The sequence below is a fragment of the Cyclobacteriaceae bacterium genome, assembly GCA_013141055.1.
In the GTDB taxonomy this organism is placed as follows: domain Bacteria; phylum Bacteroidota; class Bacteroidia; order Cytophagales; family Cyclobacteriaceae; genus ELB16-189.
The window spans coordinates 1,829,655-1,856,625 of record JABFRS010000001.1 but is presented as its reverse complement, the minus strand read 5'-3'; the positions used below and the strand labels follow the sequence as shown (position 1 = coordinate 1,856,625).

Genomic DNA, 26,971 nt, shown 5'->3' with positions numbered 1-26,971 from the left:
TTATGCTATCAATCAATGAAAATAAAGCATTTTTTTATGGTATTCGATTTAGGTTTTTTTGAGCCATAATTTCAACCAATTATGAATAAACTTTTATTGAGAGAGCAAATTCATACTGCCTTTGAGAGTTTTAAGGGAGCCATCAAAGGGCACGGTGACATAAACACAAAAAGAGCTGATGGTGGCTGGACAGTTGGAGAGGTCGCAGACCATATAATCAAAAGCACTGATAGTAATTTTGGAAGGACTTTGAAAACTGACAGGCCCTACGATCTTCATGCAATTGCTATCAAGACCTTGTTCCTGGATTTTACGACGAAATTTCCCACTGCGAATATTCTCGAACCTGACGAAAGGAAATACTCAGTTATAGAGATGTTCGCAATGCTTGATAACAACAAGAAAAGGCTTTTTGAAATGATTGATACGGATGACCTCACCGAAACCTGTATTGACATAGAACTGCCCACTTGGGGAAGCCTGACAAAATATGAGTGGCTTGTATTGATTGAAAATCACATCATAAGACATACTCATCAGGTGACTGATTTTGAACGTGTCGAGCGCCAAAAAGATCAGCCAAAGTCTATGCACGGCAAATTCCTGTCCCAAAAATACTGGAATGACTTCTACACCACGAACGATATCAGTTGGGACATTGGATTTCCATCGCCACCCATCAAAGAATACATTGATCAATGGCAGGATAGGAAGTCACCCATATTGATACCGGGTTGCGGAAATGCTTATGAGGCGGAATACTTGCTGAATCAGGGCTTCGCTGATGTTACGTTGATTGATCTTGCTCCTACGCTCACGGCCACATTGCATAATAAATTCAAATCTGAAATTGGTAAACGCTTAAGTGTGATCACGGGAGACTTTTTTGATCATGAAGGAAAGTATCAACTCATCATCGAGCAAACTTTTCTTTCAGCAATTGACCCGCTGTTAAGAGCGAAATATGCTGAAAAAATGCATTCGCTCCTCGTCAAAGGCGGTCATCTCACAGGCGTAATATTCACTAAGATGTTTGAAGAGGACGGTCCGCCGTTTGGCGGAAGTGTTGAAGATTATAGGAATATATTCTTGCCCCGGTTTGAGATCAAACAACTGCAACCCTGTTATAATTCAATCGACCGAAGGAAAGGGTCCGAGGTCTTCATAAATCTGATCGCCAGATAGCTTCCTCAATAGAATTCAAAACTATGGACAATTTTAAACTTGACAAGGATATTGATCTTTGCTGTGTGAAGGCCGCTTCATTTCCGGATGGTATAGGCGAAGCTCATAAAAAAATGAACTCTATTTTTAAAGGAGATGGTCGAAGACGTTTTGGCGTATCCTACTCTTATGATGATAGAATTTTGTACATGGCAGGAGAAGAAATCATGAAAAGTGAAAAGATTCCACCGGGCTTCGAACGTTATATTTTAAGAGAAGGATCGTACTTCAGCTTTTATATCCAGGATTTTCCAAACAATATAAGTCAGATCGAAAAATCTTTCAGCATACTGACAAACGATCCCCGCATAGATGAAAACGGATGCTGCGTCGAATGCTACTTTCCCGAGGGGGCAAAATTTGAAAACGCTAAAGATGTTCGGTGTATGGTGAGGATTGCCGATTAATTTTTATGATGATACTTTATCCCTTGATTTTTAACAGCATGAAGAATCATGATTAGCAGCATTCAATTACCATCAGGAGTAATATGTTATTTGCATTTCGCAAGTACCCTCAACTCAATTTTTAACGCCAAACTATTTGCAGATTCTGCAATTTTCAAATTCAGACGGAATGCTGAGGTCTGGAAATTTACCAAATCCATTATCCAAGGTGAGTTCGGATTCAAATTTACAGGATTATCATACCATCCAGGTTTGAAAATATGAATTGCGTTAGAACGTTTAGGCTGTCATTTTGCAAACCAATGAAAGCGGTTGCTGACCGCCCCAACAAATAGATTCCCTTCGAAGAAACAATTTTTAACTGCTCTATTTTGGTTTCTTTCTGATATATCGAAGATCAAAATGATCAAAAATAAGTACGCCCCAAAGGATGACATTTATTTCATCCTAAAGTTACTCAGCATAACAATTCTTTAAAAAGGAGTTCTGAGCCTATTTTACTATCAATTTAATGTAAGTTTAGACAGCAGAATATCTAATTGGTCAACACCCCTGAAAGTATTTACCACTATTATAATTGGCCTTTCCTTGAAACTTGGGTATTTCAATTCCTGATCTACAAATGGGTCAATGAATTGACAAAAAAATTGCAATTTTAGATTCAGTAACACAGTTTATATAGTGGTTTCAGCCATTGCATTTTCGCTGATGCATTATGATTCAATTTGTACCGGATCTACGTTTTCGTGCCCGGCGTGGTCTTGGGGTATTCCTTCCTTCATTTTAAAAATGGTACAAGTTTTTTCGACACCTTTCTGGTATACCACAATAAGTGACACGGTTTGGTATATGTTTTATGGCTTGTTGGCTGGATTAGGATTTTCATACTGCTTCTATCGTTTTAAGTTAATATATCCCAACAGTTACAAACCGCTCTTGTTTACAAGTTTGACCCATAGCATAGTAAATCTCCTCGTCTTCATTACATCAATAATATATAATTTATCGGAAACAAAATTTTCATGATCTTGAAAAGAAGTAAACAACTGTTATGATTTTGATATTATCAACTGAGGGCCTTTCATATAAAATTGGGTTTTTCTTGGGATCACATTGGATTCTTACAACGATCGCACTTACCGTTATCATCCTCATAATAATTTTTCGAAGAATGATATTCTTAACCCGTAATCGTAAATAGAATTTCAATCTTCAGATGAACTGAGTATGGCTTTCAAAAAACACAATTTACTTCCATCAATCATCCTTGAATCCATTGCGGAGCTCTACAGAAATAAGGTCGAATTAAAATTTTCTTTAATTTACCTTGTTTGTTGTATCTATTTTACCATCGGGTTAATAGCAATTTTCTTTATTTCAGTTCCGGTAAGTCGGTATGTGGTTTCTGTTCGTCAGTACAGATCATTGTCTGTTATCAGAGATTTATGCTCATCAATTTAGCCTCATTTTTTCCAACAAGGCGCAAGGCGTTATCTCAGTGTGGATAAGGATCATATATTGTAGAATAGCTGTCCGCAATAAGTTACGTTTGTTTTTTCAGGCCATTGATCTCTTTGTTCTGTATCCATTTAACGAGTTTATAACCTTATAAAAAAGGGATATTGACAGAGCTATTCGAAAAAAAGGAATATTGAATACTTCCAGTGCTCTGCTCTTTTAATACTTGTTTAAAAAATTCATCAATTTAATGTCTCTAGGTGATTGATTTTGCCAAACTGAAAGTTTGATAAAAACTGATTAGAAAAGATTTACTTTCCAAATCTGATACTGTTCGAATGATTGGAAAATTGAATTCTCATCCAGAGGCTTAGGGATAAAATGGTTAGCTCCGCAAGCCAATGCGGCTGAGATTTCGTCCTCGTCCATGCTGTTGCTTAAAATGATGATAAACACTCGCTTAATATCGAAGTCGTCAAGGGCTGCAAGTTCTATCAAGAACTCACAGCCGCTTATCATTGGCATATTTAGGTCAAGTAAAATGACATCAATTGGCTGCTTGTCAGAGATTTGGTTTTTAATTATTTGAAGAGCCCTTGGCCCGCTTTCAGCGATCAAGACCTCATATGCATAGCCAGATCTTACAACATATTTTTTGCTGATAAATCCACTTATCTGGTCATCGTCAATTAGAAGGACTCGATATTGCATGGCTACGATATTGATTGGTTCTTTCGCGTCAAAAAACAGAGTTAACTACTACTCATGAAAATCAATACTTATATAATATACCCATTTGATTAAAGCCTGTCAACGATTTGAAGTGAATTCTTGCAATCCAAAATGAATACTATTATTAAAGGCGTAATTAGGGTTTACGCCGTGTATTTGAATTATTAAATAAATTACATCACCCTTCTGGCGAATCGAAACTAGAACACGATGTAATTGGTTACAGTGAAATCGATTTATTTCATACGCGCAAGTTTGAAAAGAGAATTATCTGCAAAACTGTGCTTACTTACTTAGACAAAAAAAATTAGTCATCTCGTTTTAAAAATTAAACGACGACTATAAAGCAAGGTTGATGTTTTAATTTTGTCTGCTTCTGTTTGAGCTGATTTGGAGAACCGTTGCCGGAAATCAAATATTTCTAAGTAAGATGGTTGCCATTTGTTTCGATATGAACTATAGACAAAACTTAATTTCTACCTTAGTCAATCTACTATTTGACCAATATTTTCTAAATTCACCAACGCAATCAGTATCCAATTTCAAACACCTGTTGGGATATTACGATCCGATCCACAGGCTTAGTGGTCCGGGTAATTTACCAGGTCTACAGATTTTCGACCCAAATGTTGGGGTTGCCACGTTAACTTCCGCTTCACCTTCAGAATCTGACGGTCAATCCTTGAATTTGTTACAATCACTGTATGAATAGAAGAGAATTATCCTTCCGCTCAACATATTTGCCGTTGCTTATTCTATGTCGCTCAATGTGCTATGATTACAATCGTCATAACTCAAATCATTCGATTTGTATAAAGCTTCAAAGAAATGAAGTCATCGTAAAGTTTCAAATTCTAAACGCTTGCCAGCGTTAGTATCAATGATTCTACCGTCTAAGAAAACAGTTGCGCCATTGACCAAAGTCATCACAACCTGACTATTGAAATGATACTGATCAAATGGCGACCAACCGCATTTATATAGTGTGCTTGCATCAGTAGAGACCCAGGGCTTAGCCAGATCGATGAGCACTAGATCCGCATAGAATCCTTCACGGATATATCCTCTTTCGCGAATTCGATAGATCTCCGCAACGTTATGACTTGCCTTTTCGACGATTTCAGGAAGTGTAAGGAATTTTTAATGATACAATTCCAATAGCACTGGCAAAGCGTGTTGTACAAGTGGTCCACCCGACTTGCATTGAAAATAATTGCTCGTTTTTTCGGCTAACTGATGGGGGGCATGATCCGTAGCGATAATATCCAGTTTAGATTCCCGCAGTGCTGACAGCAAACCTGTCCTATTGCGTTCTGATTTTATCGCCGGGTTCCACTTTATTTTTGTGCCCAGCGTGGGGTAGTCTTTGTTTGAAAACCATAAATGATGCAAACAGGCTTCTCCAGTGATCCGTTTGGCACGTATGGGCAAGTTTTCATTCAGCATCTCCGCTTCCGCTTTTGTCGACACATGTAAGATGTGAACCCGTGCATTCAACTTTCGGCTGATTTCTATCACTGCCTGAGTCGCCGCTACACAGGCACGTTCGTTTCGGATGTAGGGGTGAAATTGGATTGGAATTTCGTCACCAAACTGAGCACGATAAAAATCTTCATTTGCTTTAATGAGGTCGTGGTCTTCGCAATGAAGGGCTACCAAACTATTTGTTCGGGACAACAGTTGTTCAAGAAAAGCGGGATTACTTACCAAGGTTTGTTCACTGTCATTAAGATATAATCCATCATCACTCAGGCCACACACTTGGGTGTTGTTAATTTTTAATACTTCTTCCAGATTATTGTCAATACCCATGAAGAAGGAATAGTTCGCGGCTGAACAGCTTCCAGCCAAGGCAAATTTTTTCTCAAGCAACTCAATAGTAGTTGCAGGAGGAACCGTATTTGGCATATCCATAAAGGAGGTAATGCCGCCGGCTACCGCCGCTCTTGACTCGGAGTATATCGTTCCTTTCAAAGGGTATCCTGGTTCGCGAAAGTGTACATGATCATCGATCATGCCTGGCATTAAATAAAGATTCTCACCCGATACTTCTTTCACAGATTCTTTTGCTGTATCAATGGTAGTCCCAATTTTTTCAATCCGCTCACCGGAAATAAGAACGTCGAGGAGCTTAATTGTTCCTTCGTTTACAACATTTACTTTCTTAAACAGAATTTTCAAGATAACAACAGTTAAGCCCCTGATTACATGAATTGCAAAAATGGATTTAGATTTTGCGCGTTTATAAAATTCTTTTTATGTGATATTTTCCATTTCCTTCTATTCAATAGTGAACACCCCCCGCTTGGGTTGACAAGAATTGAACCTGAGTTCACGCGTTGCGGGTACCGGCCTCTGTCACTAATTGGGTTGTAGATTCACAAAAAAAGCAGTGCTCTCCGTGATGGCAATGTTCGCATGAAAAAATCACTATTGATTGATCGTCGTTTTTTTGACCACTGGAATTGCTGTCGAAATGCTGGAATGCCCAACATTTTTGAGTGACTACTGTGGCTCGAAGTGTTGTTGTTTGAAAGGAGGATTGTATCATATCTGATTTTAAGCGCTAAACTTTTGACTCCATTTTCCGAGCAGGCCTTTCATGGATTGCAGAAATCGCAATATCTAGGATCTTCAAAAACTGATGCAACAGGATATTTGACAACGTATTCACATTTTTGACACGAATGAATCAAATACTTACTGGCTCTTGTTGGCATCTTACATACAGAGCATGGTAAGCCGCGCTCTACAGAAGTGATTCCGAACCCTGGCGTATTGCAAGCCGGGCAGCATGAATTAACGCGCTCGATCAACTTCTGAGTTGCTTTGTCGATCACCTTCATGCGCGTTGGATTGAAGAGCGCCCGCATGTCTGTTTCAACATAGCAATTGCCGTATTTTTTTATCAAAGCCTGAAACGCTTTACGCAGAACCCTCCATCCTGTAATTCCTTTGGTCATCCCGGAATAGTCATCCTTTGAAGGCCGTGTAATTACTCCGTGGGATGGAAAGTTGACATGGCTTGCAAAATCGATAAGTTGGTTAACTGTTGTAATCTGAGAGCCGTCGAAATTGGTGCTCACAGACAGTTCTCTTCCCATTACTTCAAAATTAGCTTTTGCATCAAGGAGTAATACCAGTTCATCGTCAGCTGAAACAAATACAAGTGAAGGATGTGGGCCAAAAGAACCTTCGCTTGCTACGGCCAGGTCAGCATGGTGCAGTTCCATGGCCTTCAGACACTTATTGCGCAATGTATTTAACGGATCTTCTTTTCGATCCACTTCCCCCGAGAATGTACCGAATAAGTCAGTATCCAGTCCACATGTAGGAATACACTTAACGCCCAGATGAGCTTCGAGCAAGGGAGCCATGACACGTTCCTTTTTATGCTTTGTTGCGATCAGCAAGGTTCTTCCCTGGAACATATGCTTTATGATTTCGTTAGGTGAATAGAGAAAAATCAAACAAAATGATTACTCCTCACCACATTAACAGGGTGATAGAATGCTATCAGCGCATACCTGTCAAAATATTTTTTCTGAAGATGGTCCAGTATTTTTTTACAATTCTCTTCGGAAATAATTGTTTCAATCTTCGTGTTTTCGCCCTCCCATTGATTGTCGCGGACTCCATGCAAGCCCTTTCCTGACGCATTGGACGTCGTATATCCTTTGGCACCTAGTTGTTCAATTTCTTTTTCAAGTGAAACTGCAAGTGCTTCTTCTGCAATAATGGTTAGTAACTGTAAGTTGTCCATGGTTTATCACGTTTAATTCGAGAAAAAGAAAATTGCCAATTCGTGGTATAATGGAAGGCCGATCAGAATGTTAAAAGGAAAGGTTATGGCGAGTGCAGCCGTCAGGTAATAGGACGGGTTGGCCTCGGGTAATGCAACACGACATGCTGCCGGCGCGGCGATATATGATGCACTTGCTGCCAGCACACCGAGGATGGTAGCACCGCCAAGGCTTAAACCGGCCAGATGTCCAAGGAAGATACCGAGCACAGCATGTATCATCGGAAACATAATTCCGAATGCGATCAGGAAAGCGCCTCCTTTTTTAAGGTCCGATAATTTTCTTCCGGCCATCAATCCTGCTTCCAGGAGGAAAAGTGTGAGTACACCTTTGAAAGGAACATCAAATAAAGGAGCAACTTGTTCCCAACCACTTTTGCCAACAAGAAAACCGATCACCAGAAACCCTAAAAGCAATAAGCTGCTTTTACCTGCAAATAATTCCCGCGCGATTTCTTTGATCCCTGCACTGTTATTATTGGAAGCCGAATTGATTCGCGCCAATGATATGCCGATCAATATAGCGGGGATCTCCATCATGGCAAGCATACTGGGCATGAAGCCTTCGAAGGAAATTCCAAGCGTCTCATGAAATGCTAACGCCGCGCTAAAGGTCACGGCAGATACCGAACCATAGTGGGCGGCCAGAGCGGCTGCGTTGTAAACATCAAATTTTCCTGCTTTGCGCATCAGCCAGTAGGTCCATAAAGGTATCAGACAGCACAGAGCGATAGCCACCAACGCCGGTTGAAAGACTTCTGAAAATGAAGCGAGAGACAATTTATATCCTCCCTTTAAGCCAATGGCAATCAGTAAGTAAATAGTAAGAGATTGGTATAGCGAATCCGGAAACTTTAAATCGCTTTTAATGCGGGAGGCAATTATCCCCAGTAAAAATGCCAGCACCATCGGCGAAAGAATACTTGTCAACATGAGCAGCGTAGTTTAGTTTAGATTAGTTAAGAAATTCTACTTCACCCGATTCAAGATGATAGAGCGCCCCTATGATTCGGATAGATCCCTCCCGAATTTTTTTAGCAAGGACGGGTTCAAGGTTTCTTAACTGTTCAACTTCCATGATGATATTTTCGCGGATGGCAAGGTCCAGAAGGTCAGTCGGGTTTTTCGTTTTTGCTTTTTCAACAGCGGGTTTTATGGCGTTGATCAATGTAACAATGTGACCGGGAACATCGGGCAATTTCACGGCCGCATTCACCGCGCCGCATTGTGTATGTCCAAGTACGACGATCAACTTCGTCCCTAAAACTTCCTCTGCAAATTCAATACTGCCCCACGAAGCATACGTAGATACCTGACCTGCGGTACGGACGATAAATAAGTCGCCGAGCCCCTGGTCAAAAATAATTTCGTTTGGAACCCTTGAATCCGAACACCCGACGATGATGGCAAATGGCGATTGTCCGGTTGAAACTTCTTTTATGCGTTTGAAATCCTGCCGCGGACGCGTTGATTTTCCAGTTACGAATCTTTGATTTCCTTCTTTTAGACGGAGAACGTTTTCATCCAATGATCCCGGAGACTGACTATATCCAAAAGATGTGCTTATCAGCAAGCACAATACCAATACTCTCTCAACAATTGTAAATTTCATTTAATCGTTTTTTTTTGTTGAATTTTTAGATTTAAAATTGGTGTTCTAAGCAATCGGATGTTGTTATCAGCTTTATTCGGTAATTGCTCCTGGCGTGGTAATTTTCGATTTTAAGATGAGTTGAGCTTTTGAAATCTTATTCATTGTCCAATGAATAAGAGATCGAATCATAACCTCACCAAGTCCAAGGAGGATCAGAACAATCGCTATGTCAGAAATAATCTCGAATTTTAAATTGGCTTTTGCCGACATCATCTTTTCGTATACGATGGCCAGTAAGATCAGGCTTGTTATGACTTTGTAAGTCCATTCCGTTATTTTCATAGATTAAAAATTTCGTTCCGCAAAAATGTGCATTGGAATTCATAGATTTTTATTTATCTTTTTGATGCATACCATAAACATTATTTATGAATTACACACTCAATCAATTGCAGGTTTTTCTGAGAGTCACGCAGACTGCAAGCGTGACCAAGGCGGCAGAAGATTTGCACCTTACCCAGCCGGCCGTATCAATCCAGTTACGAAACTTCCAGGAACAGTTTGACATTCCCCTGACCGAAATCGTAGGGAGGAAAATATATATTACAGAATTTGGAAAGGAAATTGCTTTTGCGGCTGAGAATATTCTTAATCAGGTGGCTGAGATCAATAGCAAAACACTCACGTTTAAAGGTCAATTGTCCGGTCGTCTTAAAATTTCTGTCGTCTCCACCGGAAAATATATCATGCCCTATTTTCTATCATCGTTTATGCAACAGCATCCCGGAATTGAATTATTGATGGATGTCACCAATAAGAATAAAGTAGTGGAGAGTCTTGAAGAAAATGCAGTGGATTTTTCCCTAGTATCAATACTGCCCAAACTACTGAATGTGCAGAAACTGGATCTCCTTCAGAATAAATTATTCCTGGTGGGGAACATGGACAGGAAATTCAATAAAGCTGTTCATGCCAGGGAGCTTTTAAAAGAGCTTCCGCTGATTTATCGAGAAAAGGGTTCTGGTACACGGCAGACGATGGAATCGTTTCTTGAAAAATACAAGATCAAGGCAATCAAGCGCATGGAGCTCACCTCGAACGAAGCGGTAAAGCAGGCGGTGCTGGCAGGGCTCGGTTATTCGATCATGCCATTAATTGGTATTAAGAATGAACTTCACAATGGTGACCTTCAGATCGTCAATGTGAAAGAACTTCCGATCAAGACCGTGTGGAGCATGATCTGGTTAAAAGGCAAAAAGCATTCGCCCGTGGCAGCAGCCTTTCTTGATCACATGATAAAAGAGAAAGCCGCCATCATTCGTCAGAAATTTGAGTGGTACGAGAAATATTGAACAGTCTATTATTTTCGTTCAACCGCTTCACGAGACAAAATGTAAACTTCGAGGTGAACCAGTAAAGGAACAAATATGGAATCACAAACCTGATCCTAGAAATTAACTATTGATATTTACCGATGAAGAAAATCTTGCTTAAGCCATTTCCATCTTATAGTTTTTCGGCGCGACAAACACTAATCAGTATTTTATCAGGATTAATAGTGTTCCTTATTTTCTATATCATGCAGCCGTTTAATATTAACAGGCTGTCGCAATCTTCACAACTGACTTATTCAATTGTGTACGGTACGGTTACCTCTGTTTGCCTTTTATTGTTAACCATAATTTCGCCATTATTATTTCCTAATGTGTTTAAAGAAGAAAGATGGATAGTAGGCAAAGAAGTTCTTTTTCAATTAACTGCAATTATTATTATTGCCGCTTCAAATTTACTGGCTTACCAATTTTTAGAAAACGATGTTATTGGGTTCACAAGTTTTTTTAAATTTTTACTAGCGACCTTTGTCGTAGGTTTATTACCAATCAGTTTTTCTGTTTTAGTAAAGCAAAAAATACTGCTCGATCAATATCAAAGAACTTCAGTTGACATTAATAATCAACTGGCGCAAAATAAACAGATAATTCCAACAGTAACTTCGAAAACTAACAGCATTACAGATAACGAAATTGTAACGGCTGCCACGGAAAAAATGATTCTATTGAAAGGAGAAAGCCATAGTGAAAAATTAGAACTGTTGGAGAAGGATTTATGGATTTTAGCTACAGCAGATAATTATATCAATATTGTTTATAGAGCGGATGGAACAATAAAACACACATTGTTCAGAAGTACATTAACAAGAATGGAACGACAGGTTGCAGGTTTTGATAATATAATAAGGTGTCATCGTGGGTTCATCATTAATGTGTCTAAAGTAGAAAAAACCATACCCACTGCGCAGGGTTTGAGCTTAAAATTGGAGCAGCAGGTAAAATTGATACCCGTAGGAAAAACCTATTTGAATAGAATAAATGAATTACTCAGGTCGTAAGAGTCTTTTGGCTTCTCGTACTTTTTTCGGATTGAAGGCTTTCGCCCCAAAATTTTGTTTTTAGCCCCAAATGTGCAGCGGCGTTACCCTGGTGCTTAATATATTAATGAAAGCTGCCATAAATTTGCTTGAAAAAAATAATGGACATTTTAGATATGTTGAAAGGAATTCACATTGCCGGTGGCGCAACTGCATTGATAACTGGTGTGCTGGCGATGGCAACAAAAAAAGGGCATGTGAATCATCGACTCTTTGGAAAAATATTTTTCTGGAGCATGGCTTTAACTTGTCTTCTGGGCTTGAATGCAGGCATCTTTCGCTCAGGTTATTTACTATTTATTCCAATAGCCCTGATTAGTTTTTACCAGGTAGCCACAGGATATAGAATACTGTATATCAAAAAATTGCATGAGGGTCAAAAACCATTATTAGTTGACTGGGCACTTACCATTGGTATGCTCATTACCACGATGGCGTTCATTATTTGGGCGATTAACAGTTTACAAACCGATGCCTTTTTGTCGATCGTACTTTTCGCCTTCTCAACAATTGGTATGTATTGCTGTGCCGTAGATCTATTTCATTACATAAAGAAGCCTATTGAAAAAAATTACTGGCTGTTCATCCATATTTTTAGAATGAGCCACGGATTCATTGCAGCACTTACTGCCTTTTTAGTAAATAACTCGAGACTATTTAAATTTTTACCGCAGGTGCTATTGCTTATAATACCTATATCGATCGGTCAACCCATTATAACGTATGTAATATGGACGTATCGTAGGAAAAAGACCAAAGCAGACCTTCTCATTGCTGAAGCCAGGATTTAAAAGCATCCGAAGAATATATTTACGGTTTACGGGACGTTTTTCTGTAAACAAATGCTTCCCTTGTTCCAGAAAAAGCCAACGTGAACAGGAAGAAAAAAAAGAGGCTTGTTGAAATCAGAAAAGTGAGTTCCCTTTCTATTTAAAACAATGAAAATTTCTTTTAAGATATGAACCGGAGATTAAGAAGTTACATATCATTTCTAATCAATGATCTCAATCATCTCGATTAGGAATGACTTGCTATCCATTTGGTTTGAATAAATGATTTTCACCGAATGGAACGCAAATACCCCGCCCGCTTTGAATTTTTGAATAGATCCATCTGGCAGCTCAATGCTACCGCTAAGGTATTTTAACCTATTTCTTCCAAATACACCGAATACAGATTTTCCAATTTCAAGTCGGTCGAATGTCAATTGCGTATTCTCTTTTGCAAGAAAGGTGCAGGTACTGATTACCTCTTCACGACTCGTCGTCCGATTGAATAGGATTTGAGTACGAATAACGCCGTTTCCATTTTTGTCCATTATGGAAGTACGAGTGACTGGTCTTGGACTATCGTTAAGATTTGTTGACTGAATATTTCCGGTATAGAAGACCAAAAGTACAAGCGTGAGTAAAAGTTTCATGTTTATTGCTGGTAGTGTGTTCCTTTTAAAAGTACCACCTATCCCGATCATAACTTTGTATGACTTTGTAAAATGATGTCATGGTATTGTAACACAGTATCATAAACCAAACGTTTTTGGCATGCTTTGCCTTTTTTAATTGGGTATAGGGTGACCACTAATATTGATTGATAAGGCAAGGCGTCATACCAGCACATGCTTAAAGCCTTCATACAAAGTGAATTCTTGTTTAAAGCGCTTTACTTTTTATTGGATCAAGAAAAAGATTTCATTAGTTTGTTCCCCTCCTCGGGGTGCTGAATCTTAGCAGAAGCGTGGCTTTAAAAATGTAATGTGGGTAAGAATATTTCTATGAATAAATGAACTAATCGAATTCTTAAGAAATTCAAAATTCCATAAACTACTCTTACTCATAGGAGATGATTTGCTCCACAATAAGCAGTGTTTAATCAAAGGCTATCTGCCTCTTATCGATTTCTTCGCTTACAATTCTCGAAAGGTTAAGAAAAATAATAAAAGATTCGTCAGCCAATAATTTCTCTCTGGTAACCAAATCAATAGTTTCATCCTGAATGGCCTGCAATTCGGATTTCAATTCTTCCAAACTTTCCTGACTCTCCGATAACTTTACTCTTTTCCGTATGTTCTGTAATCGCTGATAATAGACGTCAATTTTATTCTTCTTTCTTCTGCGTTGCCATTGAGTAAGGGTATAAAGCGCACTTACCAACGTAACCAGAATTGTGACAACTACGCCCATCACTTCCGCATAACGCTCAAAGACAGATGGAGCATCACGATTAAGATACTGGCGCGCACCTTGGTGAATCGAAAAACTGAGTTCGCGCGAGTCAAAATCAGGTGAAAAATGATACAGCAGCGGATTAATGTTTTTTAGATCCTGACTGTTTTCTGAAAGAGTATGAATAACACGGTAGACATAGTCAGCATCGAGGTCGCTCCGGCAAACGAGGACAGCATCCATTTTAAGGTAAGTATTGGGCGCTGTGTAAACGAGCCATACAGATCCTGAGCAATGATGTAAGGCTCAAGCTGAGGATGCCTCGTGCAGATGCCATCAGCAAGGGAGCCTCTCCCCAGATTTGTAACAGTGTCAATACTATATAGTTGGTAACCCTCCAGATCTCTCAGCTCTTCCTGTGTTAACAGATCTGTAAATGAAAAAATTACATCGGCTTCAAAAAAGTCATAAATATCCACGAAAGTGCACTCCGATTTCTTAATACCGATATCGATCATCAGTTCATCTACAAACATTCTTGTCCCGCTTCCGTCAATGCCGGCAAATATTTTACCCATTCTGAAAAGATCACTCAACGAGTGAGGATTCTTTTCCTTTCGGTAGAGTATATGTAAAACTTGAGGATAAAGTGGCAATACAGCCGAGACCTTATCACTAAAACGTGAATGGTTGTCGACTATTCCAAAATCAGCCTTACCTAATTCCAGGGAATCTAAATTGGCTAACGAACCTACTCCCCTAATAACTTTTAAGCTATCGGAAAGGTTGCTATTATGCACAGAAGAAATTGTAATGGCAATTTGATTTTGTGGATCTTCAATGTTTCCCAAAATGGTATAAGTATCGCGATGCTGTACACACCCCTGAAACAAAAATAGAATGAATACTAAATACCACTTATGCAAAATAGCTTTCACTTAATCTTACCAGTGTCCCTATAAAGGGTATAATTATTTGACGCAACCTTTTCATTCGTCTTTGGGTCCATAAGCCATAGCTCGCGCCCGTTAACAGAGATCGTTCGCTCAAACAAATACAATTTACCTTTGATAATTGTAAAATTGTCATACTTTGGGGTGGTTGCTCTTCCCATTGCAAGTGTCATGGAACACCAGCCCCCGAACTGAGGAAGATACTTTGTCGGGTTAGAAACAAACTTCTCTCGATTGGCTTCGGATGAAAATTGATAAGTAACACGCTCAAAGACAGCATTAAATTTTTCAATTCCGGGCAAAGGTTTTCTCCCCTGAAAATAACTAACAGGATCATAGCCGCCGACACCAATGCTTCGCTCGGTGATGCAATATCTCAATGTATCCGCAACTTGCGAATAAGCAACCTGACCAAAACCTAAGGCAAAAAATACTGCAAGTAGTTTCATTTAATGGTTCATTTATCCAAAGATAGTAACATACGAATGACATTCTTATACAATGAAAATGTCTTGTTGACGACAAATTCTTAGGTGTCAGCATTGTTTCAACCAGAGTGTGGAAACGATTACCTGACTTTGTAATACATCAACGAAGGAGTTTCAAAGCACGTGATCCGTTAAGAATAAGCTTGTCAATTACTCCAGGTATTAACTTTTTTTTAGAAACTTTTTCATGGTTAAAAATATTGCCCTATCCCAATAACCAATCCTGCATTTTTGTTATAATCGTATCCATAATCAATACGAAACATAGTGTCAAAAGCCCGCTTGTAGATGAGTCGAAACCCAATACCCGAAAAGGCACGCATATTCCTACTTTCAGTAAAATCTTTAAAGCTTCCTCCAGGTTTACGCCACGAGCCAAAATCTAAAAATCCTACACCTTGTGCTGCCAGTATTCGTTTATCAAAAAGGGTATAGCGTAATTCTGTATTGAATACAATGGACCCGGTGCCGCGGTCGACCCTGTTGCCTACTCCACGAATATTCAAGTAGCTGTCCAGTACAAAAGGGGCAAATGGGTTATCCTCATTTGTAGCAATGCCCGAACGAATACGACTAGCCCAATTAAAACGCCTCCCCATTTGTCTAAAAAACCTGAAGTCGTTAAACACTGTTACAAAATTTTCCGCTTTATCGAGCGAATGAATAATTTCAACATTGAGCTGATTGTAAGTTCCGCGTAGGTAGAAGGTTTCGTAGTTAAGATGGTTACTTTTGAAAATGAGTTTGGAAAGCACCTTGTTTCCCTGAACGATTTTTCCAAATTCATTTTCTTGTGGCTGTTGCGCTTCAAATCGCTCATTAAAAATACCAGCACCCAAATCAATCGTTTCGCGAAAAGTTAAAAACCACACGGCACTGGCGTAAGCGGTATGGTTTGTATAGTCATAATTCAATACCCCTATTTCGGAATTCAGGGGTTCAATGGTTGCCCACTTAGTCAAAGACGCGGTAGTACCCCAGTGTGATTTGCCAATCCGATCCGTGGCATACTGAATATAGAAAGAATGCCTATCATAGTATTGATAGACCGCAAAAAATTTATCTCCACGACCACTAAAATTCAGGCTTTGAACGCCAGTCTTAACCCAGAAATTATCATCCGTTTTACCCAACGCCAGCACAGGCAGGGTGCTGATCATCTCGCTACAAGCGAACACAATTTTTACACCGATATCTTTCGTTTGTATCCTTGTTCCGACTGTAGCAAGAATGCCAAGGTTCAGTAGCCGCTGCCTGTCAGCAGAAAGTTGAACTGAGTCATACTTCTGGCCCGCTGTTACGGTAAGGTATTTCCTTAGAAATGAATCTTTCGTTTTTGTCAGTCCTTCAAACTCAACAGAGGCTATTACTTGTTGTGCTGATAAGTCAGCGCAAACTCCAAAGGCAATAGCCTGTAATACCATCGCCATGCACCGTTTGTTCATGAAAGACTACTTTGAAGTCTTGACATCGAGCATTACAGTTACTTCATCCGAAAGGTTGAAACTGTTCCCGCCTACACCAAAGTCCCTTCGATTAATTTTAAATTGCCCCTTGAATTGCAGGCCAACATTACTCGCTGAATAGCCGAATGGAAATGTGATTTCCTTCGTGGTCTTCTTGATGGTCAACTTACCCGTCAAAATTAGTTCATTAGGATTGCGTGAGACAACAACTCCGGTGGAAACAAATCGTATCGTGGAAAAGTCGGCTACTCCAAAGTAATCAGCCTTGCGCAAATGATTGTCCCGCATTCTAATCCCGGTATCAATAGTGGTTGCATTAACGGCAACATCAAACTTCGCATTTGAAAGATTCGCGGGGTCAAAATCAATAGTGCCATTAAGACCTTTAAAAGTTCCGTCGACCGTCGAGCCAAAGTTTTTAATTTTAAAACTAACCTCTGAGGTAGCATCAATAGGGAGATACGTCTGCGCAGATGTATCTGAATATAGACCCAGTAGAATAAAAACTAAAATGAAATTCATCTTACTGTATTTCAGCTTTACCGAAGAGAACTGAAAATTGCTGGCACCAGATAAGCGTAAATTTGAATTGATCAATATCCGTCCCGTCTGGTATCGCATATGTTTGCTTACCACTGGTTGACTTCAATTTCCCCAAATTTACAAAGGAAGAGGCGTTCGTAGTAGTGCTTAAATAAACTCGCAAGTCAGGTCCGTTGTTACTTGAGAAATTATTGAGTAATAAAATATTTTTTCCATTTTGAGCATAGATCTGCGCTACTCCGCTCACAACATAGCTTCCACTTCCCATCCACGCTCCTTCACGAATTAAAGTTGCCGTCGTTTCATCAAAGACGTCACTTGCAGTCATGGTGGGCGTTGTATCCTCAGGTTTACACCCCGTCAACAATCCCAACATTAAAAGTATCATTAGCTTTTTCATAGACTTAAAATTGTTTAGTTATACCCAGGCTGAACAAACTTGACTTGTTGCGAAACCGGTCGTTGGCCTCTGGTAGCTGCTGCACCTTATTTTCTGTGGTGTATTCTGTAAATAAATATTGATACGCCAGTTTGATGGCAAATTTTTCTTTAATGAAGTAGCGCATGTAAAATTCGGAGTTTAGGGTTCCGCGGTCATTATCACCCACCAATAAAACATTGAACGATGTTGGCTTAGCAGAAACAGCCTGTCCTTGATTCCCATTAACATAAGAACCCGATTGGCTGCCACCCAACGAAAATCCCAACGCATCAATGCTGAATCCTACACCAAACTTTGGCAAAATCCTATATCCCAGGTTGATTGCAATATTTAAAGCATTTACCTGAGGTGCTTGCACCAAAATAGAGTCAGACTTTCTTTTATCTCCAGCAAGGTCAGCTGGAGCGGAAGAGTAGTATTGTGAAGTTCCAAAATAGCTTGTGAAACGACCTCCCAGTCCTACTTCAACTTTCCCCGATCTGCCGAATTTCCAAAGGTGGAAATAATCAACTGAGACGGTTCCTTGACTGCTTCCAATAGCACCTGTGAAATCGCTATAGTTGGTTGTCTTAGAATTCTGCGCTAAAACTGACAATGAGAAAATGCAAAAGAAATAAGTAATTAAAACTCTCATTTTTTATTTTATGTTCTGAACAAGATAACAACTAATTGCTCGAAAAGCTTGGCTCGACTTGTCCTGCGCGTGATAACAAGGAACATTTTGTTATTGTTTCTAGCATTTTTCAGTCATTTTATCTCGGCATTGATTCTTGCTCAAGCGTTCCTGAGATTCGGCAAAGTAATGATGTTAGAACAATTAATTTGTGTGTGAGGAAAATTCGACTGCATCCGGGTATCACGATATTATTCGTTAATAGTGCCTTGTCTCTTAAGCACAGGGCATCTCCAACGTATGATCCAATTAAAAGGGAATTCGTTACACCGTTATAACTTCACTCTAGCCTTCCGCTATTGCAAAAGGAAAATTTGATAGCCTACTTACCACCTGGAATTCTTTTGGCTACCAAGTCTGCATTTTACGCAAACTGTGTCTCGGTAAATCTGCTTTTTTTCATATCCCTTAAAATTAAAAATTCCGAGTTTTAAATTCTTCGTTTTTCGGGCAAGTTTACGGGCTCTCTTCTTCCAATTTCCTTACCGTTTTGAAAGATCATTCAGCATCCTTAGCTTTTTTGCTAAAGAGGGTTAGTCTCCAAGGTATCTTTATACTTTTGGAATCCAACGCCAAAACAGCATATTAACAAATCAGTGTTAGTCTCCAACTCGGCAAAACTTTATTTTGATTAGACTGATCTACCTTAATGCTAAACCGTTAGAGCAATTGGAGTTACATTCAATTTCTTTATTCAGTAGTTAGCATATAGGTCCATACGTTTGGCAATCTTGAATTGCCTCCGATGGTGGAACTATGAAACGAAAGCGCAGAAATGGATAGAGAAAGAGAGTGTGAGCCAAAATATGGTGGCATCAAATCATCCACTACGATTGGGTTTTGGTCAGGCGAAAGTAACCCCAAACCTTTCAAATTTGCGACCTGATTATTAAAAGGAACAATTTCGTCTTTGACGTGAAGCAACGAAAAATGTCTTGTTAAAGGGGTGTGCCCACTTACCGTCAACCAATTTGCAGCAGTGCCATAATATGTGCTATAGTCATTAGGACCAGAGAACATTAATACCCTATTGACTAGTATCTTCTTTCCTATATAGCAAGCATGGCCCGACCCTTGGGAATGTCCCGAAAGAATTATTTTGTCCCACTGCAAGGTATTTGAACTGGTTATATATTGTCCCCAATTCTGTTCTGGATACAGATTTTTTAAGTATAAAACTAATTTCGTTGCTCGGGTTGTTATGCAATTGAAGACATCTACTGATACTTCATCGCTGACCGAATTTCCGAAGCACAGTTCATCCCTGTAATTATCAAAAATGAAGCGATCAGAACTTGTTCCTAACGGAGCAGTAGCCACGCTGTTAGGATAAGATAAACTAATCACATCTAGGCCGATAGATGCAGCGCTTTGGCAAATTAATTCATAATTTTTAGGCACACTGAAACTGCCGCCAATAAACAGCAGCAACTTATTTATGTGAGTTACATTATTTCTTACAATGTAATGAGCCTGTTCGCTTGCGCCATATTTCGCATCGACTTGAACTGGTTGAACCTGAAATGAAATATTTTCTGTACTTGGATCAGTACTCTCGCTGCATGTGAAAAGGACTAGAGTTAGAATGAGAACAAATAATCGTGCCATAATTTTATAATATTTGGTGATCTTCCCGAAATAGTTTTATGGAAATCATGATAGCTCAGAGGCTATTAGTGAAGTAGCAATTTTTTTCCACATTGGCGATGACTGCAAAAGGGTATGTGAATCACCGACTCTTCGGAAAAATATTTTTCTGGAGCATGGCTGCAACTTGTTTTTTGGGGTTGAATGCATGGATCCTTCGCTAAGTTATTTAGTATTTATTTCATAGCTTTTTTTGGTTTTACCAGGTAGTCACAGGGTATCGGATACTTTATATCAAAAATTGTATGAGAGGCAAAAACCATCGGTGTTGGATTGGGCACTTACCATTGGTATGCTTATTACCAAGCTCGCGTTTATCATTTAGGCTATACTAAGTTTGAAAACCGAGGGTTTTTTGTCTGTCGTACTTTTTCTATCCCAATGGTAATATTTTCGACTTCCAAGAATCAAAATGCGATTGATACGATCTATTCATTGGGCGCAAATTACTACATTTCCAAACCTTCCAATTTCGAAATGTTAAAAGAGGCCATAAGCAAATTACTTTCAATAAACAGAGAAGCCCTTTGCGATCGTCCGTCCCGAGATCAATATTATCTCGTTTATTAAGATTTACTCTGTCTTTAAATTCCTTATTCCGGCTGCCCAGTAGAGAGTAGCCTTTAATTTTTCATACTCCGCTTTTAATTTCAGAAGCTTAGACTGTGATTGAATTAGTTTTTCCTGCTGAACGTTAATCTTAAAAAGATCACTTTCTCCATTTTCGAGATTGAGAAGTTCGGCCTGCAAGAGTCGCTCATAGTTATGTGCCATGGCGTTTTGCTGATCAATGATTTTATTGGTAGTGATAATCTGGTTATAAACTGAATTAACCTGATTGATAATCTCCCGTTGTGTTTGTGTAAGTTCATAGTCTGTGCTTTTGATTTTAATCCTGGTTTGTGCAAGTTTTGCACGTTCCTTCCTGATTAGAATGGGCATTGAAAAATCGAGTCCAAATTTATAGTTGTCACCAAGAGTGAATGGCTGAAATTCTCCTGTCGGACGGATGGGTTGATTCAAAAACGTGTAACTCAAATCAAGTCGTGGCTTAAGATACTCTGCGGCGAGCTTTCGATCGATCTCAAGCTGGTCGAGCTTAACGCCCAGCTTTATCAATTCCGGATGATTCTCTTTCGCGAGCAAGGTAAGCTCACTCAGTGTTTGAAGTTCCAGTAAAGTACCATCGTTCCTTTCAAGCACCGGTGCCGCCTTCGATGACAGACTTAACGGGCCACCCGAGGCGTCCCATAAATAATTCGAAATCCTGATTCCGGCAAGCGTAAACTCGAGGTATGATTCCTGCTGTTCCACGAGTCGCTGTTGAAGCGTTATTTTTGCCTGGACGGTATCTACCCCAGACGCTTCGCCGAAGGTAGCATTCAATTTTACACGACTAAAAATCTCCTTGGCTATCGTCGCATTTTGCGATAACAAACGATAATTATAATAATGGTAATACCACTGCCAGTAATCTTTGGCCGCTTCCAGTAATATTTTATTAATCAGTTTTATCTGTTCGGCTTCCGCCATCTTCGTGAAGAGCTTTGCCTGAAGCAATGCTGCCCTCCGGTCATCAATCAACAAGCCTTTTCCAACAGGAAGGGAAATTCCCGTAAAAATCTGCTGATTGTTATCTGCTGCTGGTACGGTATTCTCAGGATCAATAAAAAGACCGCTGTTTTGTTCTATCCCAACCTTTGGATCCAATGGCAGCCAGGTAGGAACGGTAAACGCTGCAATCCATTTGTTGTAGTATTCTTTATTATTAAGTTCTTTAGTACTCAGCCGGGTTTCAATTTTCGGGTCAAACGAACCGCGCGCCAACCTGATTTCCTGTTTTGCTACTTCGCTCAGTAGCCGAGTCTGTTTCACGATCGGATGAGATTCCAGAATCGTGGTGTAAAGTGATTCAATGGTGAAAGCGACCACGGTATCAGGCAAAACAAAAACTGAGTCAAGCGAGCTTCTGGTTTGAGCCTTTGCCATGGTAAAGTAAAAGCTGAGAAAGAGTATAAAAATTATCCTCATACCGCCGATGCTTCAGTATCCTTCTTTGCTTTTTTTGAACCAGGCTTATCGCTGGACGGTTCAGCGTAAAGACTTGCAGGAAATCCGTTCAATTGTCTCCATAGCTCATACCACACAGGAACACTGTCCAGCATTACCCAACTCTTCGTACCCGATCCCACACGAATTTGCTTTGGCCATGAGATATCACTCGAATCGGGAACGACAAGTATTCTGAATTCTCCGGGATGAGTATTCACCACATCGATTACTTCCACTGTTCCGCCAAAAGAACCCACCGAGATACTGGGCCACCCGGAAAATTGTAACGCCGGGAATCCGTCAAATTCAATTCGCACATTTCTTCCACGGCTGATCAGCGGAAGATCCATTGCCTTCACATACATTTCTACCGCGACATCGGTCGATAAAGGCATAATAGAGCATATCGATTCGCCTTCCTTCATAGTCTCGCCAATTCCTGCTTTGGTTGCCTTCACCACCTGGCCCGCCTGCGGGGCCAGTATGAAATATTGCTGACTCCTTATTTCCATATTGACATATTCATTCTGGAGCTTTGAAAGATCGGCCTGAGTTTCAAACTGCTCCGCCATTGTATTATTAAGATCGGATTCAGCTTTATTAATCTTATCAAGAGCATCCGCCTGCACACGATCTATTTCAATTTCAGCACTGATGAAATCGGCTTCACTTCCCTGATATTTGTATTCTATATCTTGAAACTTTGTGAGCGGAATGTTACCCGCTTCAAACAGTTTTTTGTTGCGTTCATATTGATTCTTTGCATTGTTGAATCGTACCCGCTCGGCTTCGAGTTTAGCCTTTGACTGTTCCACTTTTATGTTCATTCCATCTTCCAACGCGTTGATCTGACGTTTGAGAGCTTTGGCTTTGAGCTCTTTTGAGGCAAGGCCTTTCTCTTTGGAATCAATAATCTCCCGAAGTCGCAGCAGCATTTTCGGATCAAAGTATTTTTCCTTGACTTCACTGATGATGGCGATGGTGTCTCCTTTCTCTACGAATTGACCCTCCTGCACTTTCCAATCCTGAATTCTTCCTGCAATAATGGTTTGTATGGTTTGGGGACGATTGCTCGGTGAAAGTGCTGTGACCTGGCCTGTTCCGTGAATGTTCTGTTGCCAGGGAAGAAAAAGAATCAGAATAAAAACTAGCCCCATTCCCAAAAGCCATCGGGCCAGAATTTTTCCGGCCATCGGTGTATTGAGCGACCGTAATGAATACAGCTGATCCTGAGGAAAGAGAGGGGTGGTAGATTTTTTGAGAATAGATGACATCGTCTTGCCTTAATAGGTATACTCTTTTAACTCACCACTCTTCAACAGCACCTCGAATGACCCTTCACTTTTAATCCGTCCACTTTCCATCAGAATAATTTTCTCACAGGCACTCATTATGATCGGATCATTGGAGATAATAATCAGCGTCCACGTCCGGTCTTCCTGAATCAGCGAACCGAGAAGTTTCAACTTATCGGCTTTGGTTAACAGCGCGAAGAAATCATTCAATACAATCAGCTTAGGTCTCTTTATAAGACATCGGGCAAGAATCAATTTCTGGGCAACGGTATGTGAAAGACCTTTGCCACCACTGATAACCGCCGCCTCAAGTCCGCCCGGCATTCGGTGAATGGTATCACTAAGTCCAACACTGTCAATCGCGGCCAATACATGCTCAATGCGCGCGCTCGATCTCCCAACCGTCAGATTTTCAAGCACCGTTCCATCGAACAAATCCTCTTGTGATATATTTTTGGCTATCTGATCACGTAGGTGCGATAGATCAAGGTCCCGTAAAGAATAGTCGTTTATCGTTGCTACTCCCTGAAACTCCGAATAGAATCCGGTAAGGATATTTGTAAGTGTAGTTTTTCCGGCGTCTCCCGGCCCGGCAATACAAACAATTTCACCTGGATTAATGTGAAGGCTAATGTTTTGGAGTGCCGTTGATTGGGTTTCCGGGTAGCGATACGACAAATCTTTTAGTATAATGCTAACACCTCTTTTATCAACGGAATGAAAATCAAATCCACCTGTTTTTTCGATAGGGATGTCCGTCACATGAGAGACCTTGTCAACAGCCGTCAAGAGATCATACACCACATCCATGTACATTATTATTTTTTCAACAGCATTCAGGATAAGAATGATAACGATTTCTGCCGCAACAAACTGGCCCAGCGTTATTTTCCGATCGACTACCAGAAGCGTTCCCATGATCAAAAGACCACCCGTAATCAATGCCTTGAACAGGACAATAAATGAAAACTGGGTGACCAGTGTGTTGAAATGAATCCTCCTGTTCTTCAAATAGTTATTGACATTGTAATCCGTTTTTCGCAGTGGCAAATCTGTATTACCGGCCATCTTGAAAGAGGGTAACGCCCGCGCGAGTTCTTCAAGCCATTGGGCAACTTTATATTTATATTTTGATTCGAGGATGGAGGATGATAATCCCCTTGGTCCGGTGAGGTAGAAGATTACTACAAGTGTTGTCAGTAAAATCAAACCAAAAAAAACAAAGAATGGGTGGTATAGTGAGATGAGCAGGAGACCAAACAGAATCTGTATCGCCGACGAAGTAAGATCAATAAGGAGCTTTGGTAAACCTTTCTGAATGGTCATCACATCAAAGAACCTGTTCACCAGCTCTGGCGCGTAACTTTTATGAATCGCTTCCATTCGTAATCGCGGCAAACGATACGCGAATTCAAAGGCTGCCTTCGAAAAAATTCTTCGCTGTAAAAATTCAACAAGGCTGATTTGAACGATTTGTAATCCACCCGTTAAGAGGACTCCGAGAATCACCAGACCAATCATCACATAGACAGAACTAAACACAACACCGCCAGACACCAGTTCCACTGTGGTTTGAATTCCGAGCGGTAAAATCAAGCTGACGAAGCCTATGACGATAGCATAAAAAAGGATGTAAAAGATTTCCTTTCGTTCCGTTCCCAATAAAGTCAATAATCTTCTGACGGGACTCAACGGCATTCCTTCTTGCGGATTGCCGAGCGGCGAATCATAATTGAATATTGCAAAAAACTTTATTTCTCCATGCTCATTTTGGAATAAGGCAAGATCTTCAATACTTGTGGTTGATTCCTGATTGCGATCTGAATCGAGCGTAATGCATTTCCATTTTTTCTTTTCAGGAACAAGCAATGCAGGCCGTAGACCGTCCGAATATTGTAGCAATGTAAACACGGGGCCGATTTCCTTTTTCAGGAAATCACTGAAGGCTTTCTTCTCAAGATTATATTCCAGGAATAGTATCCTGATTTTGTTACCAGCTTCAATTAAATCACGGAGGTACTCGTTTAACTGCGTGTCATCATATGTTCGTTGATTGGACTCGACGTGATGGATGTCTTCCAGATCAAAATCATGACCTGTAATAAGGGCTGCCTCTCGCAGGGTCCGGTAAATCTGGCCGTTGGTAAGCATTGCTATTTCTTAATGGTATTAAAAACCAGTGACTCCAGAAAAAGGTAAAGGTTCTGGTGGAACTTCTTGTCGTTCTTTAAGTTAGTCAACGATGGCAGATGCTCCGCGAAAAAATGCTGCTTCTTCGCGGCAAGAAGTGCGGTACTAATTAAACCATTTGGATATGGGTATTGAGGATTGATCTCTTTAATAATGGCAGCAATTTTTTTGCAAAGGGATTTGAAACTCAGAAAGAGACCTTCTTTGTTATCGGTATCAACCCATTTTGTCAGAAACGTCTTGTCGAATTCTTCCATTACGATTCTGTCGAGCGCTTCTTCATCGACAAACTCAAAGGTTGGGTCGAATTTCTTCTCTTCGGCGACAATTTTAAGAAATGCCTTGAGTTTATCGCTGGGATTCGTCAGGGAGTTTGTTGCCAGGTCAACTTTATATTCCAGCCAGTTCCAGTACCAGGAGATAAGGTATTGTAATAGACGATGTTTATTCTCAAAATACCGGTAAACTGACGCTTCGGTTGATTCTATTTCCTGGGCGAGCTTTTTAAAAGTAAAATGCTCAAATCCCAGTTGGTCGATCAGATCAACGCTCTTTCTAATAATGTTCTGACCAAGTTCAGTATGCTGCGGATCGCGCAGATACAGGTGTTCATTAAGCTTAAAAGAGAGTACTGATGCCATAAATATGATATTTACATACAAATATAATAGTATTACTATTATAAACAACCATTTAACCTGTCAAGTGAATGAAAATCAATCCCATAGTATCAAGATGCCGTGAGCTAAAACGCGTGCCGGATGTTTCTGTGAAAGCGGAGCACTAATTATTTTATTGCTCAGGTAGGCTTAAAAAAGACTTTTAGCATTCAATGAATTCGTTGATTCGTACATTTAGCAAATATTCGGACATGACTACATTGCAATTCACACCTATTAACAGATCAAACTGGACGGACCTGGAAAAACTATTTGAAAGCAAAGGTGGCCCGCATGATTGTTGGTGTATGGCATGGCGTAAAATGAATGAAGGAACTGACCGAGCAAACAAAGCTGACAAAAAATCATCTTTGAAAAGCTATGTTGATAATAAATCTCCAGTTGGCCTTATTTGTTATGACAACTCTGAACCAATTGCCTGGTGCTCTATCGCACCAAGGGGGAGTTACAAAAAGTTATCGGGTGACATTTCACTCACCGATGTTTGGTCTTTGGTGTGTTTTTTTATCAAAAGAGAATATCGCGGAGAAGGAATAACCGAAGAATTAATAAAAGAATCAATAAAGTACGCAAAAGACAATGGCGCAAAATACTTAGAGGCTTATCCAGTTGACCTTGAATCACCCAGTTATAGATTTATGGGTTTTAAGTCAACATTTCAAAAACTAGGTTTTGATTTCAGACATAAAGCTGGGCAACGGAGACATGTCATGGCCTTAAAACTATAAAAAACAC

At 40.0% G+C, this 26,971-nt stretch carries 25 protein-coding genes and 1 pseudogene; 6 read left to right on the top strand and 20 right to left on the bottom strand.

Features of this window, described 5'->3' with window-relative positions:
- Positions 1-81 precede the first annotated feature (81 nt).
- Entirely contained in the window at positions 82-1,185 is a 1,104-nt protein-coding gene (locus tag HOP08_08265; GenBank protein NOT74910.1) for a hypothetical protein, read from the top strand.
- Positions 1,186-1,208: 23 nt separating this feature from the next.
- On the top strand, positions 1,209-1,631 hold the full coding sequence (locus tag HOP08_08260) for a hypothetical protein (GenBank protein ID NOT74909.1): 423 nt from the start codon (positions 1,209-1,211) through the stop codon (positions 1,629-1,631).
- 1,758 nt (positions 1,632-3,389) lie between these two features.
- On the opposite strand, the gene HOP08_08255 is transcribed toward HOP08_08260, so the two are convergent.
- The 7 genes and pseudogenes from HOP08_08255 to HOP08_08225 all read right to left on the bottom strand — a co-directional run bounded on the left by HOP08_08255 (position 3,390) and on the right by HOP08_08225 (position 9,559).
- The gene (locus tag HOP08_08255; protein ID NOT74908.1) at positions 3,390-3,800 is read right to left on the bottom strand and encodes a response regulator; all 411 of its coding nucleotides are present in this window, start codon (positions 3,798-3,800) and stop codon (positions 3,390-3,392) included.
- Positions 3,801-4,655: 855 nt separating this feature from the next.
- Positions 4,656-6,005, bottom strand: a pseudogene (locus tag HOP08_08250) (dihydroorotase).
- 416 nt (positions 6,006-6,421) lie between these two features.
- The gene (locus HOP08_08245; protein ID NOT74907.1) at positions 6,422-7,252 is read right to left on the bottom strand and encodes a hypothetical protein; all 831 of its coding nucleotides are present in this window, start codon (positions 7,250-7,252) and stop codon (positions 6,422-6,424) included.
- 35 nt (positions 7,253-7,287) lie between these two features.
- A complete protein-coding gene (locus tag HOP08_08240; protein NOT74906.1) occupies positions 7,288-7,584 on the bottom strand; it encodes a transcriptional regulator in 297 nt (98 codons plus the stop codon).
- Positions 7,585-7,596: 12 nt separating this feature from the next.
- Positions 7,597-8,532 (bottom strand): sodium-dependent bicarbonate transport family permease, encoded by a 936-nt coding sequence (locus tag HOP08_08235; protein NOT74905.1) that lies wholly within the window; start codon positions 8,530-8,532, stop codon positions 7,597-7,599.
- Between the two features lie 46 nt (positions 8,533-8,578).
- Entirely contained in the window at positions 8,579-9,235 is a 657-nt protein-coding gene (locus tag HOP08_08230; GenBank protein NOT74904.1) for a carbonic anhydrase, read from the bottom strand.
- Positions 9,236-9,307: 72 nt separating this feature from the next.
- On the bottom strand, positions 9,308-9,559 hold the full coding sequence (locus HOP08_08225; protein ID NOT74903.1) for a hypothetical protein: 252 nt from the start codon (positions 9,557-9,559) through the stop codon (positions 9,308-9,310).
- A gap of 86 nt (positions 9,560-9,645) precedes the next feature.
- Here HOP08_08225 and HOP08_08220 point away from each other — a divergent pair, with 86 nt between their 5' ends.
- The 3 genes from HOP08_08220 to HOP08_08210 all read left to right on the top strand — a co-directional run bounded on the left by HOP08_08220 (position 9,646) and on the right by HOP08_08210 (position 12,436).
- Entirely contained in the window at positions 9,646-10,569 is a 924-nt protein-coding gene (locus HOP08_08220; protein ID NOT74902.1) for a LysR family transcriptional regulator, read from the top strand.
- A gap of 122 nt (positions 10,570-10,691) precedes the next feature.
- On the top strand, positions 10,692-11,606 hold the full coding sequence (locus tag HOP08_08215) for a LytTR family transcriptional regulator (protein ID NOT74901.1): 915 nt from the start codon (positions 10,692-10,694) through the stop codon (positions 11,604-11,606).
- Positions 11,607-11,734: 128 nt separating this feature from the next.
- Positions 11,735-12,436, top strand: coding sequence for a hypothetical protein (locus HOP08_08210; GenBank protein ID NOT74900.1), 702 nt, complete (start codon positions 11,735-11,737; stop codon positions 12,434-12,436).
- 200 nt (positions 12,437-12,636) lie between these two features.
- Here the strand turns inward: HOP08_08210 and HOP08_08205 are convergent, their stop codons facing one another.
- The 13 genes from HOP08_08205 to HOP08_08145 form a co-directional block, all read right to left on the bottom strand.
- Positions 12,637-13,065: a hypothetical protein gene (locus HOP08_08205; GenBank protein ID NOT74899.1), complete on the bottom strand. Its 429-nt coding sequence runs from the start codon at positions 13,063-13,065 to the stop codon at positions 12,637-12,639.
- Between the two features lie 445 nt (positions 13,066-13,510).
- On the bottom strand, positions 13,511-14,050 hold the full coding sequence (locus HOP08_08200; protein ID NOT74898.1) for a hypothetical protein: 540 nt from the start codon (positions 14,048-14,050) through the stop codon (positions 13,511-13,513).
- Positions 13,960-14,385, bottom strand: a complete 426-nt coding sequence (locus tag HOP08_08195) for a hypothetical protein (GenBank protein ID NOT74897.1) — start codon at positions 14,383-14,385, stop codon at positions 13,960-13,962. The genes HOP08_08200 and HOP08_08195 overlap by 91 nt, the downstream gene beginning before the upstream one ends.
- A gap of 356 nt (positions 14,386-14,741) precedes the next feature.
- Complete coding sequence (locus tag HOP08_08190; GenBank protein NOT74896.1) at positions 14,742-15,209, bottom strand: hypothetical protein; 468 nt, start codon at positions 15,207-15,209, stop codon at positions 14,742-14,744.
- A 230-nt stretch (positions 15,210-15,439) separates the two neighbouring features.
- Positions 15,440-16,678, bottom strand: a complete 1,239-nt coding sequence (locus tag HOP08_08185; GenBank protein ID NOT74895.1) for a hypothetical protein — start codon at positions 16,676-16,678, stop codon at positions 15,440-15,442.
- 21 nt (positions 16,679-16,699) lie between these two features.
- Positions 16,700-17,236, bottom strand: coding sequence for a YceI family protein (locus HOP08_08180; GenBank protein NOT74894.1), 537 nt, complete (start codon positions 17,234-17,236; stop codon positions 16,700-16,702).
- A gap of 1 nt (position 17,237) precedes the next feature.
- Positions 17,238-17,657 carry a DM13 domain-containing protein gene (locus tag HOP08_08175; protein ID NOT74893.1) on the bottom strand — a complete coding sequence of 140 codons (420 nt, stop codon included), beginning with the start codon at positions 17,655-17,657 and terminating at the stop codon, positions 17,238-17,240.
- 4 nt (positions 17,658-17,661) lie between these two features.
- A complete protein-coding gene (locus HOP08_08170) occupies positions 17,662-18,333 on the bottom strand; it encodes a hypothetical protein (protein NOT74892.1) in 672 nt (223 codons plus the stop codon).
- 729 nt (positions 18,334-19,062) lie between these two features.
- On the bottom strand, positions 19,063-19,980 hold the full coding sequence (locus tag HOP08_08165) for a hypothetical protein (GenBank protein NOT74891.1): 918 nt from the start codon (positions 19,978-19,980) through the stop codon (positions 19,063-19,065).
- A 612-nt stretch (positions 19,981-20,592) separates the two neighbouring features.
- On the bottom strand, positions 20,593-22,050 hold the full coding sequence (locus HOP08_08160; GenBank protein NOT74890.1) for a TolC family protein: 1,458 nt from the start codon (positions 22,048-22,050) through the stop codon (positions 20,593-20,595).
- A complete protein-coding gene (locus tag HOP08_08155; protein NOT74889.1) occupies positions 22,047-23,345 on the bottom strand; it encodes an HlyD family efflux transporter periplasmic adaptor subunit in 1,299 nt (432 codons plus the stop codon). The genes HOP08_08160 and HOP08_08155 overlap by 4 nt, the downstream gene beginning before the upstream one ends.
- 9 nt (positions 23,346-23,354) lie before the next feature.
- Positions 23,355-25,517, bottom strand: a complete 2,163-nt coding sequence (locus HOP08_08150; protein ID NOT74888.1) for an ABC transporter ATP-binding protein — start codon at positions 25,515-25,517, stop codon at positions 23,355-23,357.
- A gap of 2 nt (positions 25,518-25,519) precedes the next feature.
- Complete coding sequence (locus tag HOP08_08145; protein NOT74887.1) at positions 25,520-26,197, bottom strand: TetR/AcrR family transcriptional regulator; 678 nt, start codon at positions 26,195-26,197, stop codon at positions 25,520-25,522.
- Positions 26,198-26,427: 230 nt separating this feature from the next.
- Between HOP08_08145 and HOP08_08140 the strand changes: the two genes are divergently transcribed.
- Positions 26,428-26,964 (top strand): GNAT family N-acetyltransferase, encoded by a 537-nt coding sequence (locus HOP08_08140; protein NOT74886.1) that lies wholly within the window; start codon positions 26,428-26,430, stop codon positions 26,962-26,964.
- Positions 26,965-26,971: the final 7 nt, after the last annotated feature.

What these genes read in the sequence shown, in the direction of transcription:
- HOP08_08155 (NOT74889.1), bottom strand. Translation starts at nt 23,345, where the DNA reads ATGTCATCTATTCTCAAAAAATCTACCACCCCTCTCTTTCCTCAGGAT.
- HOP08_08165 (NOT74891.1), bottom strand. Translation starts at nt 19,980, where the DNA reads ATGGCACGATTATTTGTTCTCATTCTAACTCTAGTCCTTTTCACATGC.
- HOP08_08245 (NOT74907.1), bottom strand. Translation starts at nt 7,252, where the DNA reads ATGTTCCAGGGAAGAACCTTGCTGATCGCAACAAAGCATAAAAAGGAA.
- HOP08_08160 (NOT74890.1), bottom strand. Translation starts at nt 22,050, where the DNA reads ATGAGGATAATTTTTATACTCTTTCTCAGCTTTTACTTTACCATGGCA.
- HOP08_08265 (NOT74910.1), top strand. Translation starts at nt 82, where the DNA reads ATGAATAAACTTTTATTGAGAGAGCAAATTCATACTGCCTTTGAGAGT.
- HOP08_08145 (NOT74887.1), bottom strand. Translation starts at nt 26,197, where the DNA reads ATGGCATCAGTACTCTCTTTTAAGCTTAATGAACACCTGTATCTGCGC.
- HOP08_08195 (NOT74897.1), bottom strand. Translation starts at nt 14,385, where the DNA reads ATGGGTAAAATATTTGCCGGCATTGACGGAAGCGGGACAAGAATGTTT.
- HOP08_08150 (NOT74888.1), bottom strand. Translation starts at nt 25,517, where the DNA reads ATGCTTACCAACGGCCAGATTTACCGGACCCTGCGAGAGGCAGCCCTT.
- HOP08_08175 (NOT74893.1), bottom strand. Translation starts at nt 17,657, where the DNA reads ATGAAAAAGCTAATGATACTTTTAATGTTGGGATTGTTGACGGGGTGT.
- HOP08_08200 (NOT74898.1), bottom strand. Translation starts at nt 14,050, where the DNA reads ATGGATGCTGTCCTCGTTTGCCGGAGCGACCTCGATGCTGACTATGTC.
- HOP08_08185 (NOT74895.1), bottom strand. Translation starts at nt 16,678, where the DNA reads ATGGCGATGGTATTACAGGCTATTGCCTTTGGAGTTTGCGCTGACTTA.
- HOP08_08215 (NOT74901.1), top strand. Translation starts at nt 10,692, where the DNA reads ATGAAGAAAATCTTGCTTAAGCCATTTCCATCTTATAGTTTTTCGGCG.
- HOP08_08260 (NOT74909.1), top strand. Translation starts at nt 1,209, where the DNA reads ATGGACAATTTTAAACTTGACAAGGATATTGATCTTTGCTGTGTGAAG.
- HOP08_08240 (NOT74906.1), bottom strand. Translation starts at nt 7,584, where the DNA reads ATGGACAACTTACAGTTACTAACCATTATTGCAGAAGAAGCACTTGCA.
- HOP08_08255 (NOT74908.1), bottom strand. Translation starts at nt 3,800, where the DNA reads ATGCAATATCGAGTCCTTCTAATTGACGATGACCAGATAAGTGGATTT.
- HOP08_08180 (NOT74894.1), bottom strand. Translation starts at nt 17,236, where the DNA reads ATGAATTTCATTTTAGTTTTTATTCTACTGGGTCTATATTCAGATACA.
- HOP08_08225 (NOT74903.1), bottom strand. Translation starts at nt 9,559, where the DNA reads ATGAAAATAACGGAATGGACTTACAAAGTCATAACAAGCCTGATCTTA.
- HOP08_08190 (NOT74896.1), bottom strand. Translation starts at nt 15,209, where the DNA reads ATGAAACTACTTGCAGTATTTTTTGCCTTAGGTTTTGGTCAGGTTGCT.
- HOP08_08170 (NOT74892.1), bottom strand. Translation starts at nt 18,333, where the DNA reads ATGAGAGTTTTAATTACTTATTTCTTTTGCATTTTCTCATTGTCAGTT.
- HOP08_08140 (NOT74886.1), top strand. Translation starts at nt 26,428, where the DNA reads ATGACTACATTGCAATTCACACCTATTAACAGATCAAACTGGACGGAC.
- HOP08_08205 (NOT74899.1), bottom strand. Translation starts at nt 13,065, where the DNA reads ATGAAACTTTTACTCACGCTTGTACTTTTGGTCTTCTATACCGGAAAT.
- HOP08_08220 (NOT74902.1), top strand. Translation starts at nt 9,646, where the DNA reads ATGAATTACACACTCAATCAATTGCAGGTTTTTCTGAGAGTCACGCAG.
- HOP08_08235 (NOT74905.1), bottom strand. Translation starts at nt 8,532, where the DNA reads ATGGTGCTGGCATTTTTACTGGGGATAATTGCCTCCCGCATTAAAAGC.
- HOP08_08230 (NOT74904.1), bottom strand. Translation starts at nt 9,235, where the DNA reads ATGAAATTTACAATTGTTGAGAGAGTATTGGTATTGTGCTTGCTGATA.